We start from the raw sequence: 16,422 nt of genomic DNA, 5'->3' as shown, positions 1-16,422 counted from the left end.
GAGGGGGTGCGGATCCTGGGATCCGCACCCCCTCCCTCTAATGTGCTCTACAGTGAGGCGCCGTCTGATCAGATCATCAACAGGGATGAGAGACGACGACGAGCAGCCTTAACTTCAGGAGTGCTTCCGGCAATGCGGAAAAGATCCAAGAGACGAACGCGGTAGTCTTCCTTTTCTTCTTCCGAGGCGTCTTCCATGAGCTGCAAGAGAACCTCGAAAGCCTCGGCGTGCTGGCCTGCGGCAAAGAGTGCGTCGGCGCGGGCAGAGGGATCATCGCTTGCTGAGCTTTCACGCAATCGAAGATTCACGCGTGCGCGATGATCTTTCGCGTCTTCGTCACGAGGATTCAACTCAATAATCTTGTCCCAAGCCGCGCGTGCGCCTTCTAAGTCACCGCGTTCTTCAGCTTCTAGAGCCGGAAGATGTTCTTCGGGGATCGGCTTAGCGACGTCCTCTCCGCTGACAGCAACTCGTCCGTTCACGCCCATTTGCTGGGCGGCTCGAAGAAGATCATCGATAACCGGTGCGATCTGTTCCTTAGGCGCAACTCCTTGGAAGAGAGGAACCGGGCGGGCACCGACCAAAGCGACAACAGTGGGAATAACTTGTACTTGGAAGGCCTGCGCAACGCGTGGTGCACGAGCGACATCGATCTCCACAAGCTGGAAAGCGCCCATCTTGTCACGAGCAAGTTCTTCTAAAGTTGCCAGAAGCTGCTTGGACTCCAATGACTGCGCTGCCCACAGCACAATGACCACGGGGACCTGCTGAGAGCGCGCGGCGACGGCCTCGAAAGTCGAATCATCGCAGGTATCGACCAGAGGAATATCAAGGCCCGTCCCCCGCTGGGACGTCGGAGCCTGCATCGCAGGATTTCCCTGGGCTGCCGGCTGTACTCCACCCGAAGAGTTACCTCGCGCTGCCGCGGCGCTCAAATCCACGGCGCCGTGAGAATCTGCAGGCTGAGGGTTGTGAGCCTCGTTATTCATGTCTATTAATCTCCCTTAACGTTGATCAGGGTTGCCCGCGTTATCGTCTTTTACGACCGAGCCAAGTGCTCGTTCGGCACCCACCACACTGATCACCTGTGAATCAGAACCCGACTTTGGGACGTGCAAGAGGACCGTTGCAACGTAGGTCGCTGTTGCTTTCCCCTTAACGGTGTCATCGTCACCTTCAGCAAGTGCTGCAGTCGTTCCTCCCAGACGCATTGTCGAGCGAGCAACAGTGCGCTGATAGGTCTGAGTATAGGTGAAGGAAGCGACGACCAGTGATGAACCATCAACCAGCTGGACACCAACGATGGGGAACTCGTCCGAGATTTCAGCATGGGCTTGAACGTTTCCTGCGGCTTGCACAGCATCATTCAGGCTCTTTGCGTCTTGAAGATAGCGGCGAGCAAAATCATCACCGGAATACTGGTCGTTTCCAGCATTGCCGGAGTTGAGCATATCAACGTAGCCCTGCAGAGCTTCCTTCGGAGTCTTGACGTAGCCCTGAGCATCCGCAGTCAAAGGTGCGGAACCCTTTTCCATATTATCGAGCTGGAACTGCGCGCCTCCGAGCGCACGCGCCCACCCCAGAAGTTTGTACTGCGAGCGCGCATCCTCTTGGACTGCGAAAGCGATCACCGGCAAAGAGGTTTGATCCAGGTTCGAAACATTCACAATGACGCGAGGCCAATCATTTGAATTCGAGACCGCAACTGATCCTTCATTCACAATGAGTTTGGAGACCTCAGTATTTGTTGCTTTTGCGGCAGCATATTGGTCCGTGCGCATACGCAGTGCGCCACCTTCAAGACGTGCTTGAAGAAGTGCGGGATCGCGGCTAGCATCCGCCGTGTTGAGCGTGTCTTGAATCGAATCAAGAATGCGTTCGACACGGGCAGAATCTAAGTTCGGAGCACTTGCCGAGGCCTGGGCAGTAGTTTCGGGAGCAACCAAATCCCCACTGCCGCAGGCAGCCAAAAGGAAAGCCGGAACAACAAAAACAGGAAGAAAACGTCGTGCGTTCATGTCACTGCTCCTTCTTTCCGCGTTCCTTAGAGGACATCCATCCACCGATAATCTGCCCCCAAGGACGCTTCTCGGCAGTTTCTTCGACTGATCCTTCTTCATCCTTGGAAACCTGTGGAATCAGTCCAGTGTCGAATTCCTGTCCACCAATGACCACGCGATTCTCGCCATTTTCACGTGCCTGACGGAGTGCACGACGAGATGGCAGGACAGCACCGGGTCGAATGCTCGACAAGTCGATAATGCCGGTGTCCGTGGATTCACGCTGGGGAGGATCAACGTGTTCATCCTCGCTCACAATCCCGTGGCGGCCAAACCGCGGCTCTTCTTCAGGCTGTGCACTGCCCTCAGTTTCATCGAGATTCTCTGGATCCTCGGGGGAATAGTCATCGTCTGGGCTTTCTTCTTCCTCGGAACCCTCCTGATTTTCAGCGGAATGAAGTTCCTCTTCTTCCACGACTTCATCATCTTCTGTCGATTGGAGTTCCGGCTCGCCAGTAGCTTCTTCCTCAAAGAAAGACAGCGCCTTCGAAGGAGCCTGAGGATCATCTTCGTCAGCACCCGTATCCGAGCTTTGACGTTCGTGCCAAAGAGAAAAGCCCACCAGTGCACCAGCGACAAGCAGGAAGATCAGAGCAATGATTCCCGAAGCAATAGCCAAGATGTTCTTATGCGGGGTCTTCCACGTCATGGTGACGGTCAGGTCGGATGCAGTCTTCCCATCCGAAGTAATGACGAGAGAGCGACCTGCGGGGACATCGCGAAGTGTCATTGTCGCGCTCGAGGCGGCGGTGGCCTCGTCAAGCCACATATCTCCGCCAGCTGCCGACAAACTCGGCGTTGCGCTCGTGGAAGGCGAAGGCTGGGGGGAAGCCTCCGGGTTCTGAGGTTGATCGCTCGAAGGAGAAGGAGAAGGCGTTGGCGTGGGAGGTGCACTTACTTGCGCGTCATGTCCCTGGGTCAAAAGATTGCTGCGATTAGCAGAAATACCAGTAATTTCAGCGTAGGACAGATCCGAAACCCATCCTCGGACATCAGAAGACGTGCCCAATGCCATCGTGACTTGTTGACCAGATGCCGAAGAAGCGGTCACCGTCACTTCGCCGCTCTCAAGCTGGAAAAGCCCCTCGCGGGTAATAACAACCGGCTGCTCGGGTGAAGCAGAGGCGCTAATTTGCTGCGCAGGCTTCCAAATAGTTAAAGCCAACACGGCAACGATCGCTGCAATCACCGCAACTGCACATGCGGCAACTGCTCCTGGAAATCTCTTGAGCTGATCCACTCGGACTCTCCTAGTAATGGGATACTGTCAACCTCTAGTTGTAACTCTACGGGCAAACAACACGAGTGCATACTGGAGGTGTCTCACGCCACGTGCACGTAGCCAATCACGCCCATTATGCCGGTCGAAGACCACGTTTCCAACAGTTAAGGTGCCAGTGTCGCCGAGCGCGAACACCCTGTTCTAAACCGTAGGCACGTTCTTCAGGCCATGCGACAACATGCGCACTCCCCACCGTGACAGGCTGCAAACACGCGGGACATGTGTAGGTTTTAGAAGAGGTCCGAAGATATTGAACCTGATAGTAATCACCATCGGGTCCAATTTCACTGTGCGCCATTGAGGCGAGAGAAGAGACCTGAAGTGGCCTGCTCTCGCCCCATGGACGCTTACGCGATCGCTTTCCTCTCACTCCACTACTGTGCCACGGCGTAAAACCCGACGCACATTAAGAGCAGAATCGACCTCGACCACATCGGCGAACTTACCGGCCTCCAAGGAACCGATGCGCTCATCCCCCAGGATGGTTGCGCCCTGTACCGAGGCCATGTAGACCGCATCGATCAGCGGAATCCCACCAAGAGTGGACGCAACACGCACACAATCCAGCAGGTGTGCAGTTCCACCTGCAATGGATTCTCCTTGAGCGAGACGGGCAATACCATCACGAACCACAACGTCTTGAGGACCGAGGGTGTAGGCGCCGTCGGGCATACCGGCAGCTGCCATTGCGTCCGTAATAAAGACAACGTGGTCGCGGCCCACCAACTCGTAAACGTCACGAACCAACAGCGGATCGACATGGACGTTGTCGCAGATGAGTTCGGCAACTGCCCCGCCGCGCGCGGCATCAGAGAGGAACTCTGCGATCGGGCCGGTATCGCGGTGGTGAAGCGGACGCATCCCATTGAAGAGGTGGGTAATGGTCGCGCGCGGGCCACGGCTGGTGTTGGACTGGGCAAAACGGAGCCGCGAGTATTCCAATGCCTCACGAGCATATACAGAGGTCGAATCCGTATGTCCCCAGGAGGGAAGCGCTCCCCCGTCAATCAGGGCTTCCGCAACCGAGCCTTCACCATATGCACGAGGCTTTTCGGGGGCAAGGGTCATGGAGAGGGCATACCCCTCACACAGCTCGATCAATTCTCGAGTGAGATCGGGATCGGGATCGACGATATAGGTGGGGTCTTGCGCTCCACAACGTGCGTGCGAAACGAAGGGACCCTCGAAATGGATTCCCGCAAGCTCCCCCTGCTTGGCCAGAGAAGCAAGGGTACGGGCTCGGGCTTTCAAAGTGTCAGCATCGGCTGTCACGCATGAAGCAACTAGGCTGGTCGTTCCATGGCGACGGTGTTCCATAACCGCAACCATTGCGGCTTCGCCAGTCGTTGCATTGGGGAAAGATTCACCGCCGCCACCGTGGCAATGGACATCAACCAGCCCGGGAAGGAAGGTTGAATCACTGGGGGCAGGAAGATCTCCTTCATAGTCTGCAGCGGCACATACACGGGTAATGAATTGGCCTTCGATCTCAATAACACCATCGTCAATGATGGAGTCCTTCAGGATTACGCGGCCTCGCATAATTTGTTGATCCATAGCCCTATTTTGTCACACTGACCAGCGCTTTCGCAGTCAATTTCCACTCATCACTTGAGCAATCGCCTCCGCTTGTTCAAGACGTCCTAAAGAGGGTGTTCCCTCATAAGATTCGACAAATTGATATCCCGCGCGCGGGTCTTTCACCGCAATGACACGGCCATTTTCAATGATGAAAGGCCGAAACATTCCGTTCTTCGTCGGACAAATCGCGTGTTCTGCTTGAGCGTCGGCCAGACACGAACGGTCTGCATAACCAACATGAATCTCATCAAAAGAAGGAAAGCAAATGAGCGAACGGGCTTCCTCGCCATGAGCGCACAGGAGTGCGTCAAGATCTGCACGGTGATACCCCATCGGAGTGTGGATAATCGGAAAGCTGTGCCCACGTTTTTCCTGTGCGGCCCCCTCTAAAGCTCGAGCCGCCTCGCGCTTGGGTATACCCGCCCAACGCGCAAGGTCTTCAGCGCTCACTGGCCCGTGTCCCCAGGCGTAACGGCGCGCAAGGTTTACCAGCGCGGCCTCGTAATCTTTTTCTCCCTGCGCGACACCCTCCGCGGGCGCCAGCTTGCCCGCGTCAATGAAAAGGAAAGAATTTCCCCGCCTCGGGCCAGCAGCAAGATAACCAGAAATATGTAGGTCCAAGAAGAGGTGCCGGCGATCAACGAAGATCCCCTTCTCCCCTGCTCGACGTGCGGCCTCGCGCTGTGGGCCAGTCCCTGTTCGGATCCCTGCCGCCTCCCATGTGCTGCAGAGTTCTTCTCGACTTTGCGGGCCGAAGTCATGAATCTGCTTGCACGCGATCTGTGCCGCTTCTTTGACGAGGCCCCGACTCAATCCCTCTTCTTCGAAAGATTGGAGCCATCCGTTATATCGATGCCGCAGCAGCAAACGGAGCCAATGATGGTCCTCGCCGCAGGTGACGTGAATAGTCCCTCGCATGGGCCACGAACGCACAAGCAGACAGTTTTCAAAAGCCTGATCAATCTGCGCAATCGAAGGGGCACGAAGGCGAAGATTGATTGCCCAAGGAACCGAGGAAGGCTGCTGTGCCTGGAGAGCAAGAAGCGTGCGCACAGCATCACAAGGGTCCTCAGCTGCAGTGGCTTTGACGAGGCCATGGCTGATGATACGTGCGAGGCTTCGCTGGGTGGATGCGTCCATCGCAGATCTAGAACAAACGCGAATCGGGATCGTCGAAACCACGCATCGCGTCGTAGTCCAAGATCAGGCAGTCAATCCCACGGTCCTCGGCAAGCGTACGGGCCTGTTTGGTAATCTCTTGAGCCGCGAAGATGCCACGAATCCCATCAAGAAGTGGATCGCGTCCGAGAAGAGAGAGATAACGCGTGAGTTGATCGACGCCATCCATTCCACCGCGCCTCTTCACCTCGATCGCGACTGGGAGTCCTTGCGGGTCTCGCACTAAGAGGTCAACGGGACCCACCGGCGTGGGGTACTCGCGGCGAACAAGTTCCCACCCCTCCCCTAGGATCTGAGGAACCTGTTCGGCGAGGAGCTCCTGAAGGTGCGTTTCAACCCCGTCTTTGACCAGGCCTGGGTCAACGCCGAATTCTTCGCTCACATCGGCGATAATTTCGTGGATTCGGATGACGAGACGGTCATCCGTTTTATCGGCTTGTACTTGCCAAATCTGGGTGACACCGTCGAGTTCTTCGCCTTCTTCAGGGATCTCAGTAGTGACAGTACACGGCGCGTTCATCCAGTTGAGGGGCTTATATGATCCGCCGTCAGAATGGATGAGGACCGAACCATCCGCCTTGTGCATAATCAAGCGGACTGCACGATCGAGATGCGCACTGAGACGACCAGAGTAATCAACTGTGCAAGAGGCAATAAGGACGCGCACAAACCCGCCTTTCAAGACTTCGAGGAGAACTTAACTTTGGATTGCGGGCGGTTCGGATTCGCACCACGATACAAGACCGTTATAGGTCAAAGGTTCGACTGCGATATCCAAAAAAACATCCCCTGAACTCAGCCGAACCTCGACCATGGAACCATCGGTCGAGCGCTGCAGGGGAAGGGAAACTTCAAAGCCGTGCCTAGGGAGAACAACGTGAGGCTTCATCGAAAGCGCAATGAGACGGTACCAACACAAACGATCGCCCTGATAGTGGCCAATGCCTGACATCCAGCCCGAATGTGAATCGAGACGTGCCCATGCACGGAAAGCGCCGACTTGCTGGTCGAGACGACGAGCGCGCACATTAACGTAGCCCCAGAGGACAAAAAGGGTAAGAAGGAGGATCACGATTGCGTAGATAGCGAAAACCATGAAAACCTCCTGACAAAAATGAGGGTGTGCGGACAGTTTAACGCCCGCACACCACTCATCTACATCTGGGAGGCGTGTTCCACGACAATCGTAATAAAGTCGGAATCTACCGATGCCAGACCTTGATCGATGTCGAAGTTGACAACGCCGTCTTCAGTCGTCACGCTTACGCGACCCGAAACGAGGCCAGCAAGCAGCGGCTGCCTGCCGGGAAGCACACCAATTGAGCCATCTGTTGCAGGAAAACTCACGTGGGAAGCGCTCCCGTGCCACAACCTGCCTTCGTGTGAGACAACCTCTACCTGCAGCTGTTCAGTGGCAGGCACGTCAGTTGTCCTTCTCGATTTCGTGCCAACGACGTTCAAGATCGTCGATGCCACCAATGTTGTAGAAGGCCTGCTCGGGCACCTGATCGTAGTAGCCTTCGGCGATGCGCTTGAAAGCTTCGATCGTTTCAGACAGCGGAACTGTCGAGCCTTCAACACCGGTGAACTTCTCAGCCATGTAGGTGTTTTGCGAGAGGAACTGCTCGATGCGACGTGCACGTGCAACTGTCACCTTGTCTTCTTCAGACAATTCGTCGACACCCAAGATCGCAATGATGTCTTGGAGTTCCTTGTTCTTCTGCAAAATTGCCTTCACGTGAGTTGCCGTGTCGTAGTGCTCGCGACCAACCAGTGCAGGGTCAAGGATTCGAGAAGTCGAAGCCAAAGGATCCACTGCCGGGTAAATACCGCGGGAAGCAATTTCACGCGAAAGCTCGGTCGTTGCATCCAAGTGCGCGAATGTTGTTGCCGGAGCCGGGTCCGTGTAGTCATCGGCGGGGACGTAAATTGCCTGAAGCGAGGTGATGGAGTGGCCACCTGCCGAGGTAATACGTTCCTGGAGCTGCCCCATTTCATCAGCCAAGTTCGGCTGGTAACCGACAGCGGAGGGCATACGGCCCAGCAGCGTCGATACCTCAGAACCCGCCTGGGTGAAACGGAAAATGTTGTCGATGAACAACAGCACGTCCTGATGTTGGACGTCACGGAAGTACTCAGCCATGGTCAAGCCGGTCAGTGCGATACGCAAACGCGTGCCCGGGGGCTCATCCATCTGTCCGAAGACCAGTGCTGTCTTATCGAAGACTCCCGCTTCTTCCATCTCATGAATGAGGTCGTTACCTTCACGCGTACGTTCACCAACGCCCGCGAAGACTGACACACCACCGTGGTTCTGGGCAACGCGCTGAATCATTTCCTGAATCAGAACGGTCTTGCCCACGCCTGCGCCGCCGAAGAGGCCGATCTTGCCGCCCTGAACGTAGGGGGTCAACAGGTCGATGACCTTGATACCAGTCTCGAACATCTTGGTACGAGCTTCGAGTTGGTCGAAGGCCGGGGGCTGACGGTGAATGGGCCAACGCTCGGTGATCTCAAGCTGTTCCCCGGGCTTAAGGTTCAAAACATCGCCCGTCACGTTGAAAACGTGCCCCTTGGTGATATCACCAACCGGTACCGAAATCGGCGCGCCGGTATCGGTGACGACTGCACCGCGAACCATGCCGTCGGTCGGCTTCAGGGAGATCGCGCGCACAAGGTTGTCACCGAGGTGTTGTGCAACCTCAAGGGTGATGGTCTGGTTGGTTTCTCCCTCGCCTTGTCCCGTTAAGTTCACATCAACGTGCAAAGCGTTGTACAGCGGAGGAATCGCATCCGGCGGGAATTCGACATCGACAACGGGGCCGACAACGCGTGCGACCCGTCCCTGTCCAGTTGAAGTTGTAGTCATTTGTGTATTCTCCATGTGCACGGGCCTCAGCCCTGGACCAATGCGTCGGCACCGCCCACGATTTCCGTGATCTCTTGAGTGATCTCCGCCTGGCGGGCCGAATTCGCCAGACGCGTGTATTTCGTAATGAGTTCTTCCGCGTTATCAGTTGCCGTGTGCATCGCGCGTTGACGCGAAGCCAGTTCTGAAGCTGCAGCCTGCAAGAGGACGTTACGAATTCTGCTGGATACGTAAAGCGGCAGTAGGGTGTCAAGAACCGCTTCAGGTGAAGGAATGAATTCGTACTCGGGGAAAATCGCAGTGTCTTCCTCGTGAGTGCCGCGTTCTTGCTCTCGTTCGCTATCTCCTTCAGGAGCATCGACAACGGAAAGCGGAATCATGCGTCGAACTTCGGGCACCTGGCTCATCATCGACTTGAATTGCGTGTAGACCAAGTGAACTTCACACACACCGCTGAGGTGATGCGGATCCGTGAACCGCTCAAGAAGTTCGCGAGCGATCTGGTTGCTTACTTCCTGAGAAGGGGAATCCGATTCGCCTTCCCACGAGTCTTCGATCTGCACTCCGCGGAAACGGAAGTACGCTTGCGCACGACGACCGTAGGTATAGAGAACGGGGATCTTCCCCTCTTCTTCCAGACGTTCAATGAGCCTTTCGGCCTCGCGAAGGATCGTCGCCGAATAGGCTCCCGCCATCCCTCGGTCCGAGGCCACCACCAAGACCGCAACGCGCCGCGTATCGTGGCGTTCCCGGGTCAAGGGGTGCTCAAGATCCGTGTGGATGGCAACGGCGGCAACCGCCTGTGTAAGGGCCTTTTCGTAAGGTCCCAATTCGGTGGCTGCACGACGGGCAGCACCGATACGCGAGGCTGCAATCATTTCCATCGCACGAAAGACCTTAGCCAGCGTTTGCGTTGATGCAATCCGCTGTTTATAGATCCTTTGTTGTCCACCCATTATCAGGCCTCGAAGGCTGCAGGACGAGAACGGACAATCTGCTCTTGGGAACGCTCAGCCTGAACTTCACCATCGTCAAGGTTGCCTGCTCCCTTACGAGCACTCACCCACTGACTGTGGAAGGCTTCCACGCACGAACGAAGCTTTTCTTCGTTCTCCTTCGTGAGTTCACCTGTTGCGGCAATCTCGTCGAGAACCGAGGAATTCGAGTGCAGGTAGTCAAGCAATCCGCTTTCAAAAGAAAGCACCTCATTGACCTCAAGGTCGTCGAGGAATCCATTGGTTCCTGCCCAGATTGACGCAACCTGATCTTGAACGACGTAGGGAGAGTTCTGGGGCTGCTTGAGGAGCTCCATCAGACGCTCACCACGCGTGAGCTGACGGCGAGTTGCCGCATCGAGGTCCGAAGCAAACATTGCGAATGCCGCCATCGAACGGTATTGCGCAAGGGTGAGCTTCAAGGTACCTGCAACCTTCTTCATGGCCTTAATCTGCGCGGCACCGCCGACACGAGACACCGAAATACCGACGTCCACAGCAGGACGCTGGTTCGAGTTGAAGAGGTCGGACTGCAAGAAGATCTGACCATCGGTAATCGAAATAACGTTGGTCGGAATGTACGCCGAAACGTCGTTCGCCTTGGTTTCGATGATCGGCAAGCCAGTCATCGATCCTCCGCCGAGGTCGTCGGAAAGCTTTGCGCAACGCTCAAGAAGGCGTGAGTGCAAGTAGAAGACGTCACCGGGGTAGGCTTCACGCCCCGGCGGGCGACGCAGGAGCAAGGACACCGCACGATAGGCCTCGGCCTGCTTAGAAAGATCGTCGAAGACGATGAGAACGTGCTTACCCTGGTACATCCAGTGCTGACCAATAGCTGAACCCGTGTAGGGAGCCATGTACTTGTAGCCCGCAGGATCCGAGGCGGGAGAGGCAACGATCGTCGTGTATTCCATCGCGCCGGCGTCTTCCAGAGTCGAGCGCACCGAGGCGATCGTCGAACCCTTCTGACCGATTGCAACGTAGATGCAGCGCACCTGCTTATTAACGTCACCGGTGAGCCAGTTATCGCGTTGGTTGATGATCGTGTCCAAGGCGATAGCGGTCTTACCTGTTTGGCGGTCACCAATGATGAGCTGACGCTGACCACGACCGATCGGAATCATCGAGTCGATAGCCTTCAGACCGGTCTGCAAGGGCTCATGGACCGACTTACGCATCATGACGCCGGGAGCCTGGAGTTCCAGTGCACGGCGCCCATCCAAGTCGGTGATTTCACCGAGGCCATCGATCGGACGTCCCAGCGGATCCACCGTACGACCCAAGTAGCCATCGCCAACGGGGACCGAGAGAACCTCGCCGGTACGGTAAACAGGTTGGCCTTCTTCGATCGAGGAGAAGTCACCGAGAATAACGGTACCGATCTCGCGCTGTTCAAGGTTCATCGCCAAGCCCAGCGTTCCGTCTTCGAAACGCAGAAGCTCGTTCGCCATGGTGCCGGGAAGGCCCTCAACGCGAGCAATGCCGTCGGCAGTTTCTGTAACGTGTCCGACCTCGTCGGTCACGACCTGCGCGGGTTGGTACGATTCCACGAAAGAGTCGAGCGCCGCCCGTACTTCCTCGGGGCTAATGGACAGATCAGCCATTGAGTTTTCCTTCTATCTATTCCTCGAACACATCGGGCTAACCGACGATCGAACGTTTCAAAGCACCGACCCGCGTGGCCAGTGATGCGTCGACGCGCTCCGTGCCCATTCGGACGACGAGGCCGCCGAGCAGATCCGGACGCAAAGTGTAGGTTGCAGAGACTGGGCTTCCCAGTTTCTTCTCGAGAATCTTTTCAAGACGATTCTTCTGATCTTCGCGTAGTTCTTGAGCCGATTCGACAAAGACGAAGCGCCGACCTGATAGCTCCGCAGCGCGGGCAGCGAGTCCTCGAAGCTTCTCCAAAAGGTGGCCGTGAGAGGCTCGCCCGACGCTGCGGCGCAGGAGGCGCAAAGTTGGACGGTTCACGACGCTACCGAAAACCTGCTGTGACAAGTCAGCACGTCCCTTTGGGGACAAAGCTGACAAATTCGACAGCTCGTTTCGTAGATCGCGATGAGACTGGAGGAAAACAGCAATTGCAACCAATTGTGCTTCTGTCTCTTCAAGAACCCCGTCAAGCTGAGCATTGAGCAGGACTGCATCGCAACCCGCATCTTCAATTTTCAGCACGATGTCACGCGGACGAGACCAGTGCCCCTGCCCCAGGTCATGCAAACACTGAAGCGAAACTTCACCCACAACAGGGCCGAAAAGACGGTCAATAAGAGAGTCTTTATCGCTCTGGCTCCGCGCGGGATCAGTAAGGGCACGCTGAACGGAAGAGTGTGTGCGAAGAAAATCCGCAACACCGAACAAATCTTCCGCAAGCGCCATGCGGTCACCATTCACCTGCGTCAGGCGTTCGCGTAACTGCTCAGGAGTCATCAGTTCACACCGCCAACGGGAATCTCTTCAGCCTCGAGCTCATCAAGGAAACGATCGACCACACGCGCCGTGAGATCGGTGTTCTCCAGATGCTCGCCCACCAGCTTTTCAGCAAGCTCACTTGCAAGAAGACCCACGTCGCTACGAAGCGAAATTTGAGCAGCCTGGCGTTCGGCAAGAATCTGGCGCTGAGCTGCGTCTTGAACTCGCTGTGCTTCTGCAAGGGCCTCGTTGCGAGCCTGAGCGATAATCTGCTGGGCTTGCGCACGGGCATCCTCACGGATCTGGTGCGCCTCAGCCTGAGCGTCGCGCAACAGCTCGTCCTTCTCGCGAGAGGCTGCAGCAGAATCTGCACGCGCCTTCTCAGCGGCCTCGAGGCCTTCCTGAATCGCTTCGCGTCGCTCGTCGATCATTGAGTAGATCCGCGGCAGCGCGTAACGACCGACGACCAGAAGAATGATCAACAGGATCAGCGCTGACCAGAAAATCTCATAGAGAGGGGGAAGGACAACGCTGATTCCTCCGACCGATTCTTCGGACATAGGAACAAGCATCGTGAACATCAGACGATGAAGGGCAGAACGAAGCCGATCAGGCCAAGAGCTTCAGCAAGTGCCGCACCAATAATCATGTTGGTGAAGAGCTTGCCGGCAACCTCAGGCTGGCGTGCAGTTGCTTCCTGGGTCTTTCCCACCAGGAGGCCAATGCCGATAGCGGGGCCAATGGTCGCAAGGCCGTAGCCGATGTAGGCAAGGGATCCGGTCATTTTTCTTTCCTTTTCCTTGGGTGAATCAGTCGAAGGCGCAAGAAGCCTTTAGTGTTCTTCGACTGAAAGTCTGATGTAGACCGCCGTCAGCATGGCGAAGATATACGCCTGCAAGACAGCAACGAAAATTTCGAAGAGAGTCGCTGCAACTGCTGCAACTCCAGTTAGCGCAGCGCCTGCTTTCATCGCACCGGCAGCCATGAGGAGGTTCGAGGTACCGAAGTAGGTCAATCCAAGCAACAAGTGACCCGAAATCATATTGCACAGAAGACGAATGGCAAGCGTTACGGGACGGACGATGAATGTCGAGAAGAATTCAATCGGCGTAATCAGGAAGTAGATCGGCCACGGCAGCCCCTTGGGGAATAGCTGCGACTTGAAGAAGTGGAAGAATCCATTCTGCTTGATTCCGGCGCCGACGAATGAAACATAGGCGATAACGGCAAAGACGATTGGAACCGCCATCACTGAGGAAGCCGCAATGTTCATTCCCGGGACTACGCCCTGAATATTCATGAAGAGAACACCGAAGAAGACAACGCCCAAGAACGCTGCCCAACGCCTTCCACGGCCCTCCCCCAGCATCGCGATAGAGATTCCGTTACGGACAAACTCTGCGGCCATTTCCAAAAGGACCTGGCCACGGCCCGGCACAAGCTTGAGACGTCGCGTTCCGGCCACAAAAAGTAGGCACAGCATCGTTCCGGCAAAAACCCGAACCAAAGTCAGGCGATTGAACTGGAAGAGCGTTCCTTCACCAAAAATCGTGTCCGGGAAGAAATCACCAATACCCGGCGCATGTGGCGCATGCGTTACCGCAGGCACGAAGGTCAGAACAACGATGAGAGCAACAACACCGATTAAAACCATGTACCACAGGGGCATGACGAAACGGCGCTGCGCGGTTTTCTCTTCGCCGAGAACTGTCGCTTCCACGTGTTTCACTTCCTCACTAGGGTCAACCCGGTCTAGTGTAGCCCAGCTAGTTGCATTGATGAAGTTATACGTCCAGAGATTGTCCTCTGAAAGATCCCTCAGTCTCTTTCTTCGTTATGCGAAGTGCTCTCAGTTCGAGAGTCCCCACGCATAATGCGCGAAAAAGTAACGCCAAGGAAGATGAACACGAGGAAATGCTCGCAAATGAGAACAAGTCCAACGACGATCGCCGAGACACCCCAGGCTTTGCTCAGGAATAGCCCAATAATGAGGACAAGAAAAGTCCCTCCCATATGAGCCCAAACCCATGCGGAACGATTGAGAGAGTCGGCACAGATCATGTTGCGAACGCAGGTTGTTGTGACCGCACCAAGAACGATCATGCAGCCAGAAAGAAGAAGGCTCATGCGTCCCCACCCCGCGTACAGGGCCCAACCCAGAGCAACACCAGCACCGATGAGGATGAGGAACCCCAAGCGTCGAACAGCTTGAAGAAGCTCTTCGCTTCGAGCCTGCAATAAGTCAGTCATTGTGTCTTCCTTCTTTCTCGTCTGCGCCGAGGCCCGCGGCCAAATAACAGGGAATAGGTCGGGAACTCCGATGCGGTGAAACGCATTCCGATGAAAAGCGCAGGGAGGGTACACAATGCGACGACCCTCCAGTCATACGTCAAGAGAGCAACGGGAGGGAAAGCAACCAAAGCCGTCCACATCCACAAAATTGCCACAACGCCGCGGTGCGAGTGGCCTCGTTCAAGCAATCGGTCATGAAAGTGGGAACGGTCTGCGTGAAAGGGGCTCTTTCCTCGGAGCATTCGTCGAACACTGGTCACGACGAGGTCGCCGATGGGCACGAGGATGACGGAGATCGGCAATAGCAATGGAAGCAAGGAGACGATGAGTTGCTGACTGCCCAGAAGCGAGGGATCAACCTGGCCCGTCACGATGATGCCAGCAGAAGCAAGCACAAGACCCATTGTTTCTGAGCCGCCGCCCATCATGATCGACGAGGGATGGTAATTAAACCAGAGGAACCCCAGGCAGACTCCCACCAAAGTGATGACCGCCAACGAAGCGGTGGTCGCATAGGAGGCAGCTCCCATAATGCGAGTGAGCACGTAGGAATAGACGAAAAATGCAGCAGCCCCAATGCCAACAATTCCCGCGGCAAGACCGTCCAAGCCGTCAATAAAGTTCACCGCATTCATGATGCCGACGATCAGAAGAACAGTGAGCATCAGTGACAGACGCGAGGATCCAATCGTCAGACCAAAAATGGGGAAACTGACCATTTGGACACCGTTGAAAGCCATCGATCCCGCAATGAGAATCTGCCCCGACAGCTTCGTCATCCAGTCAAGTTCTACGACATCGTCGACGACGCCAAGGGCGCACATCGCACACGCCCCGCCGACAACTGCCCAGGCCGCGTTCGTTTCAAAAAGCGGTGCCATGTAGGGAATGCGCGCGCTAATAAGCATTGTGATGACCAATGCAATGGTGATCGCAATGCCTCCAAGCCGAGGAATCGGCGCAGCCTGAATATCGCGGCTTCGCAGTTTGGGGACGATCCCCCATTTCAGGCATGCCCAGCGCACGAGTGGAGTCAACAGGACCGTCAATGCGGCCGCGACAACCATCAGCAGGACATAGACCTTCACGGCGTCGATGTCTCCTCCCTCAGCGCGTTGCGGGCTGGTATCCCAGCACAGTAGCAATATCTTTGAGGGCCCATGCGCCTTCGCGCAGCAGTGTCGCATCCCCATGCGCACAATCGATGATTGTTGAGGGAACACCACTCTTGGTCGGCCCTGAATCCACGTAACAGTCTACAGTGCCACTGAAATATCCACGTGCTTCTTCCACATTGGTCGCGGGAGGCTGCCCCGTGAGGTTCGCGGAAGTAACTGCCATAGGGCCGACACTACTCAAAAGCTCGCACACGGCCTCGTGAGCGGGCATGCGCAAAGCAACGGTTCCACCGGTCTGTCCCAGATCCCAGTCAACACTCGGATTGGCTTGAACGATCACGGTCAGCGCCCCCGGCCAAAATGTTTCCATGAGCCGAATAGCGTCTGCGCTCAAATCAGTCGAGACCTCGCATGCCTGCTCGACAGAGGCGAGCAGCACCGGCGGGGGCATGGTTTCATTCCGACCTTTCGCGGCAAGCAGCGCGCGAACTGAGTCATGGTTATCCGCACGCACTCCGATCCCGTAAACGGTATCGGTTGGGAGAACAACAAGGTCTCCGTTGGCAATTCGCGAACTCACATAGGCGAGATCAGCCGGATCCCATCCCATGCGACAATCAAGAATATGCTCCAC

At 56.0% G+C, this 16,422-nt stretch carries 19 protein-coding genes; all 19 read right to left on the bottom strand.

The window, feature by feature from the left end; translation table 11 throughout:
* Positions 1 to 68: 68 nt before the first annotated feature.
* The 19 genes from BQ8011_RS05600 to BQ8011_RS05510 all read right to left on the bottom strand — a co-directional run bounded on the left by BQ8011_RS05600 (position 69) and on the right by BQ8011_RS05510 (position 16,422).
* Positions 69 to 989, bottom strand: coding sequence for a tetratricopeptide repeat protein (locus tag BQ8011_RS05600; protein WP_072455530.1), 921 nt, complete (start codon positions 987 to 989; stop codon positions 69 to 71).
* A gap of 15 nt (positions 990 to 1,004) precedes the next feature.
* Positions 1,005 to 2,018, bottom strand: a complete 1,014-nt coding sequence (locus BQ8011_RS05595) for a hypothetical protein (RefSeq protein WP_072455528.1) — start codon at positions 2,016 to 2,018, stop codon at positions 1,005 to 1,007.
* 1 nt (position 2,019) lies between these two features.
* Positions 2,020 to 3,300, bottom strand: coding sequence for a hypothetical protein (locus BQ8011_RS05590; RefSeq protein ID WP_072455526.1), 1,281 nt, complete (start codon positions 3,298 to 3,300; stop codon positions 2,020 to 2,022).
* Positions 3,301 to 3,415: 115 nt separating this feature from the next.
* Positions 3,416 to 3,640 carry a hypothetical protein gene (locus BQ8011_RS09175; protein ID WP_072455524.1) on the bottom strand — a complete coding sequence of 75 codons (225 nt, stop codon included), beginning with the start codon at positions 3,638 to 3,640 and terminating at the stop codon, positions 3,416 to 3,418.
* Positions 3,641 to 3,708: 68 nt separating this feature from the next.
* Complete coding sequence (locus tag BQ8011_RS05580; protein WP_072455522.1) at positions 3,709 to 4,899, bottom strand: N-acetylglucosamine-6-phosphate deacetylase; 1,191 nt, start codon at positions 4,897 to 4,899, stop codon at positions 3,709 to 3,711.
* Positions 4,900 to 4,935: 36 nt separating this feature from the next.
* Positions 4,936 to 6,063, bottom strand: a complete 1,128-nt coding sequence (locus BQ8011_RS05575) for a DNA glycosylase AlkZ-like family protein (protein ID WP_072455520.1) — start codon at positions 6,061 to 6,063, stop codon at positions 4,936 to 4,938.
* A gap of 7 nt (positions 6,064 to 6,070) precedes the next feature.
* Positions 6,071 to 6,769 carry an endonuclease NucS gene (gene nucS, locus BQ8011_RS05570; RefSeq protein ID WP_072455518.1) on the bottom strand — a complete coding sequence of 233 codons (699 nt, stop codon included), beginning with the start codon at positions 6,767 to 6,769 and terminating at the stop codon, positions 6,071 to 6,073.
* A 30-nt stretch (positions 6,770 to 6,799) separates the two neighbouring features.
* Positions 6,800 to 7,198 (bottom strand): DUF2550 family protein, encoded by a 399-nt coding sequence (locus tag BQ8011_RS05565; RefSeq protein WP_072455516.1) that lies wholly within the window; start codon positions 7,196 to 7,198, stop codon positions 6,800 to 6,802.
* A 59-nt stretch (positions 7,199 to 7,257) separates the two neighbouring features.
* Complete coding sequence (locus BQ8011_RS05560; protein ID WP_072455514.1) at positions 7,258 to 7,524, bottom strand: F0F1 ATP synthase subunit delta/epsilon; 267 nt, start codon at positions 7,522 to 7,524, stop codon at positions 7,258 to 7,260.
* Position 7,525: 1 nt separating this feature from the next.
* Positions 7,526 to 8,971: a F0F1 ATP synthase subunit beta gene (atpD, locus tag BQ8011_RS05555; RefSeq protein ID WP_072455512.1), complete on the bottom strand. Its 1,446-nt coding sequence runs from the start codon at positions 8,969 to 8,971 to the stop codon at positions 7,526 to 7,528.
* A 26-nt stretch (positions 8,972 to 8,997) separates the two neighbouring features.
* Positions 8,998 to 9,927 carry a F0F1 ATP synthase subunit gamma gene (locus BQ8011_RS05550; protein WP_072455510.1) on the bottom strand — a complete coding sequence of 310 codons (930 nt, stop codon included), beginning with the start codon at positions 9,925 to 9,927 and terminating at the stop codon, positions 8,998 to 9,000.
* A gap of 2 nt (positions 9,928 to 9,929) precedes the next feature.
* Entirely contained in the window at positions 9,930 to 11,570 is a 1,641-nt protein-coding gene (atpA, locus tag BQ8011_RS05545; protein WP_072455508.1) for a F0F1 ATP synthase subunit alpha, read from the bottom strand.
* A 37-nt stretch (positions 11,571 to 11,607) separates the two neighbouring features.
* Positions 11,608 to 12,396 carry a F0F1 ATP synthase subunit delta gene (locus BQ8011_RS05540; protein WP_072455506.1) on the bottom strand — a complete coding sequence of 263 codons (789 nt, stop codon included), beginning with the start codon at positions 12,394 to 12,396 and terminating at the stop codon, positions 11,608 to 11,610.
* Positions 12,396 to 12,959, bottom strand: coding sequence for a F0F1 ATP synthase subunit B (locus tag BQ8011_RS05535; RefSeq protein WP_072455504.1), 564 nt, complete (start codon positions 12,957 to 12,959; stop codon positions 12,396 to 12,398). The genes BQ8011_RS05540 and BQ8011_RS05535 overlap by 1 nt, the downstream gene beginning before the upstream one ends.
* Entirely contained in the window at positions 12,959 to 13,162 is a 204-nt protein-coding gene (atpE, locus tag BQ8011_RS05530; RefSeq protein ID WP_072455503.1) for an ATP synthase F0 subunit C, read from the bottom strand. Before atpE ends, BQ8011_RS05535 begins: the two co-directional genes overlap by 1 nt.
* A gap of 48 nt (positions 13,163 to 13,210) precedes the next feature.
* Positions 13,211 to 14,098, bottom strand: a complete 888-nt coding sequence (gene atpB, locus BQ8011_RS05525; protein ID WP_231945277.1) for a F0F1 ATP synthase subunit A — start codon at positions 14,096 to 14,098, stop codon at positions 13,211 to 13,213.
* Positions 14,099 to 14,196: 98 nt separating this feature from the next.
* The gene (locus tag BQ8011_RS05520; RefSeq protein WP_072455502.1) at positions 14,197 to 14,628 is read right to left on the bottom strand and encodes a hypothetical protein; all 432 of its coding nucleotides are present in this window, start codon (positions 14,626 to 14,628) and stop codon (positions 14,197 to 14,199) included.
* Entirely contained in the window at positions 14,625 to 15,758 is a 1,134-nt protein-coding gene (locus tag BQ8011_RS05515; protein WP_052040910.1) for a glycosyltransferase family 4 protein, read from the bottom strand. The genes BQ8011_RS05520 and BQ8011_RS05515 overlap by 4 nt, the downstream gene beginning before the upstream one ends.
* 19 nt (positions 15,759 to 15,777) lie before the next feature.
* On the bottom strand, positions 15,778 to 16,422 hold the full coding sequence (locus BQ8011_RS05510) for an L-threonylcarbamoyladenylate synthase (RefSeq protein WP_072455500.1): 645 nt from the start codon (positions 16,420 to 16,422) through the stop codon (positions 15,778 to 15,780).

This window comes from Actinomyces marseillensis, assembly GCF_900155605.1.
Classification (GTDB): domain Bacteria; phylum Actinomycetota; class Actinomycetes; order Actinomycetales; family Actinomycetaceae; genus Pauljensenia; species Pauljensenia marseillensis.
This window is presented reverse-complemented; position numbering and strand designations above follow the sequence as displayed.